The 3294-nt window shown below is 68.9% G+C and carries 4 protein-coding genes; 3 read left to right on the forward strand and 1 reads right to left on the reverse strand.

What is annotated here, in order from left to right; translation table 11 throughout:
• Window positions 1-428: 428 nt before the first annotated feature.
• The 3 genes from BMG523DRAFT_RS21940 (at window position 429) to BMG523DRAFT_RS21950 (ending at window position 2280) form a co-directional block, all read left to right on the forward strand.
• Window positions 429-776 carry a recombinase family protein gene (locus BMG523DRAFT_RS21940; protein WP_043592273.1) on the forward strand — a complete coding sequence of 116 codons (348 nt, stop codon included), beginning with the start codon at window positions 429-431 and terminating at the stop codon, window positions 774-776.
• Window positions 773-1372, forward strand: coding sequence for an ATP-binding protein (locus tag BMG523DRAFT_RS21945; RefSeq protein ID WP_011436938.1), 600 nt, complete (start codon window positions 773-775; stop codon window positions 1370-1372). Before BMG523DRAFT_RS21940 ends, BMG523DRAFT_RS21945 begins: the two co-directional genes overlap by 4 nt.
• 86 nt (window positions 1373-1458) lie before the next feature.
• Complete coding sequence (locus BMG523DRAFT_RS21950; protein WP_011436939.1) at window positions 1459-2280, forward strand: alpha/beta hydrolase; 822 nt, start codon at window positions 1459-1461, stop codon at window positions 2278-2280.
• Here the strand turns inward: BMG523DRAFT_RS21950 and BMG523DRAFT_RS21955 are convergent.
• Window positions 2277-3185, reverse strand: coding sequence for a hypothetical protein (locus BMG523DRAFT_RS21955; protein ID WP_162839494.1), 909 nt, complete (start codon window positions 3183-3185; stop codon window positions 2277-2279). The two genes, BMG523DRAFT_RS21950 and BMG523DRAFT_RS21955, sit on opposite strands and share 4 nt — an antisense overlap.
• Window positions 3186-3294 lie beyond the last annotated feature (109 nt).

A 3294-nucleotide genomic window follows, 5' to 3' on the forward strand; every position in this document is an offset into this window, starting at 1 on the left:
CAGGCACCAGGGAATCATCCACCCGAAAGCAATCGGGAAAATTATCCAGCCGTTGCCAGACACTGATCTGGATCAAGAAAACTGCGAAACTCTAGCTGGAAGCGAAGCTACGCGGCTGGCTGGCCGGAGATTCAGCCGAGGCTCCCCTGGTGGCAGAAGTCCTATTGGAAGTTCTGAGCGAAGCGCGAACGCTCCTACACACCAATTACGTACTCAAAGTCGGCGCGGCAGATCAATCCTGAATTTAATTCGGCCCAGCGAGGTTAGGCGCCGATCTGGATTGGATATTGGACTATATGGATGGTCGCTATACCCGACATGCATGGCGCCCCCCATGATGTGCCGCTCACCGTTGCCGTAGGCGTCCCGGGCCGGGTTGAGGTCACTCCCCGGTCCGGGTCGTCACCACGGCCAGCGAGGGAGCGCGGATGCCCGGGACGGTGTACGGCTACATCAGGACGGAAGACGACGACGAAGCCGAGGTAGACCGCCTGCATGATCGGCTCGGTTCCCACGCCGCCGCCGGGGGCCAGGCCCTCGCCGATGTGTTCGTGGACCGGAACATGCCGCCGGGCCAGCTCATCCGCCCCGGCCTCACGCTGCTACTGGATGCGGTCCGGCGCGCGGACGGTGCCATCGTCATCGTTCCCGACCTCTATCACCTCTCCTCGCTCATTGCTGCACGGCGCGCAATCGAAGCAGAAATCAGTGAGGCCGGTGCGCGGCTGATTGCGACCGCGGCCGCCGGCGACGACGTCGGGGCTCAGCCGTCGTGACGGCCCCGGCGACCTCGACGAGCGCACGCCCACGCCTGGCGCGCTCGTCCACGGTCCGGCAGTTCGAGGCCACGGCCAAGACGGTGAGCGCGGCCCGCCAGCACACCACGGCGACGTTGGCTGCCTGGGGATTGGCCGCAGTTGCGGATACGGCGGAACTGCTGGCCTCGGAGCTCGTGACCAACGCGTGCCGGGCGTCGGCAGGCCGGAGCGGCGTGATCGCCATGCGCCTGACCCGCACGGACGCCGATTTGGTCATTGAGGTCTGGGATGCCAACCAGACCGCGCCGGTGCGGCGAAAGCCTGGAGACGACGCCGAAGGTGGGCGCGGGCTTTTGCTGGTGGACGCCCTGAGCGCCCGGTGGGCGTACTACCGCCCCCGCTCCGGCGGCAAGGTGGTCTGGTGCAGCCTGCCTCTGGCGGCCCCGGCCCACGTCCTCCCCGAGGACGCCGAACCGCTACCCCACCGTCCGGCCTCATCCGGCCCCGCCCAGCCCGCCGAGGTCTTCACGGACCTGGTGGTGCTCCGGCGGGTGGCTGACGGCCTCCGCGCGCTGGACTGGGACCTCCCGCCGGGTGAAGACGCGCGGCCGTGACCGCACCCGGCCGCCGCCACCTCTGGTCTGGGTGCGCTCGGGGCCGGAGGATGGAGGGGACGGCCGCCGATCATCAAAGGAGTGCCATGCCCTCGCGCGACACCGCCGTTTCGCTCCGCACCTTCGACGGCCTGCACCTGGCCGGAACCCTCGTGACGCCGGAGGCGACGTACGAACGGGCCGCGGTTCTGGTCCACGGCGGCGGGGTAACCCGGGAAGAGGGCGGCTTCTTCACGCGCTTGGCCGCCGGGCTGGCGGAGGCGGGAGTGGCCTCGCTGCGCTTTGACCTCCGGGGCCACGGGGAGAGCGAAGGCCGCCAGGAGGAGACGACGCTGACGGCGCACCTCAACGACATCGCGGTGGCGCTGGCGCGGGTGCGGGAGGACACCGGGGCGCAGGTCATCCACCTGCTTGGCACCAGCTTCGGCGGCGGCTTGACCGCCTACTACGCAGCCAAGCGGCCGGAGGAGCTGGCCCGGCTGGTGCTCCTGAACCCTCAGCTGGATTACAAGAACCGGTACGTGGACCAGAAGCCGTACTGGCACGGCGACTTCTTGGACGACGAAGCCGCCGCCCGACTGACCAAGGACGGCTTCATCCACCACTCCCCGACGGTCCGGCACGGCCGGGCGATGCTCGCGGAGGTGTTCTGGATCAGGCCGATTCAGGTGGTTGCCGAAATCGCCGCGCCCACCCTGATCGTCCACGGCACCAAGGACACCTTCATTTCGGTGGACGCCTCCCGGGCGGCGGCTCCCCGGTTCCAGGCGGAACACCAGCTCGTGGAGATCGAGGGCGCGCAGCACGGCTTCGCCGTCCACGAGGACCCCACCTACGTCGACCCCCAAAGCCAGGAGTGGCAGGCCTTCGTCATCCGCACGGTGGCGGACTGGCTCACGGCGGGTTAGACCAGCAGGGCGGCGCGCAGTTGCCGGGGGCCGGGCCGGGTCTGCCAGGGCGTCAATATCTGGGCGGCCCGCGTCAACTCCCGGGTGGTGCGGCTGGAGCCGGTGGCCGTCGCCAGCCGCAGGGCGGTCAGGCCTTCCTCGGCGGCGGCGTCAGGCTCGCCGCCTAACGCATGAGCGACAGCCCGGCGTGCTCTGTAGTAGCCCTCGTCCCGGCGGGACAGCGCGCCGGTTGCCAGGACTTCGCCGTAGAGGGTCGCGGCGCGTCCCGGCTTTCCCGCCTCGATGTAGCAGGTGGCCGACCGCAACAACCAGGTTCCTTCGTCGTACCCGGCCCCCAGGGAATCCGGGTCGTCGTCGGCCGCCCCCAGCAGCGCGCGAGCTTCGTCAAGCTTCTGCTCCACGACGCCGATGGGGTCGCCGGTCATCGCCAGACCGCGTGCCTCCTGCTGCGTGACCTCTGCCTGAACCCGGGGCGGCAGGTTCCACGGCCCGTAGCGCGCCGCCTGGGCGAGGGTAAGCACCCGCGTCGCGTCACGGTCCTCATAGGCGGACTGGGACTTACGAAGCAGGATGTAGCCCTGCATTGGCAGGTCCCCGGCCTCCTGCGCCCACTCCATCGCCCGGTCGTACCAGTAGGCCGCCGACGTAGCGTCGTGCAAGTCGCGGTAGAGCCAGCCCGCGAACTCTGCCCCGTCTGCCCCGACGCTGAGGAGAGCGCGCCGCACCTGGGGGCGGACATCCCGGGCGCGGGACTGGATGGCATCGAGGACGCCCAACACCAGGGGCAGCGCCCGGAGCGGCCCCATCTGGCCGTCGTTGGCCTTGCACCGGGTGAACTGCTGGCCGAAGTAGCCCACCACCGTCTCATCCAGGTAGCGGCCCGCGTCCTGCATCGCGGCGGCCAAGTGCTGCATTTCCTCTAGCGGGAGTTTCCTAGATAGTTCGATCTTGGTTGGAGTTTTCGCAGCTCATGACCAAAGTTGATCTTCCGGATGTGTATTACCTAAGTCCGGG

The organism is Frankia sp. BMG5.23, from assembly GCF_000685765.2.
Classification (GTDB): domain Bacteria; phylum Actinomycetota; class Actinomycetes; order Frankiales; family Frankiaceae; genus Frankia; species Frankia casuarinae.

What these genes read in the sequence shown, in the direction of transcription:
- BMG523DRAFT_RS21940 (WP_043592273.1), top strand. Translation starts at nt 429, where the DNA reads ATGCCCGGGACGGTGTACGGCTACATCAGGACGGAAGACGACGACGAA.
- BMG523DRAFT_RS21950 (WP_011436939.1), top strand. Translation starts at nt 1,459, where the DNA reads ATGCCCTCGCGCGACACCGCCGTTTCGCTCCGCACCTTCGACGGCCTG.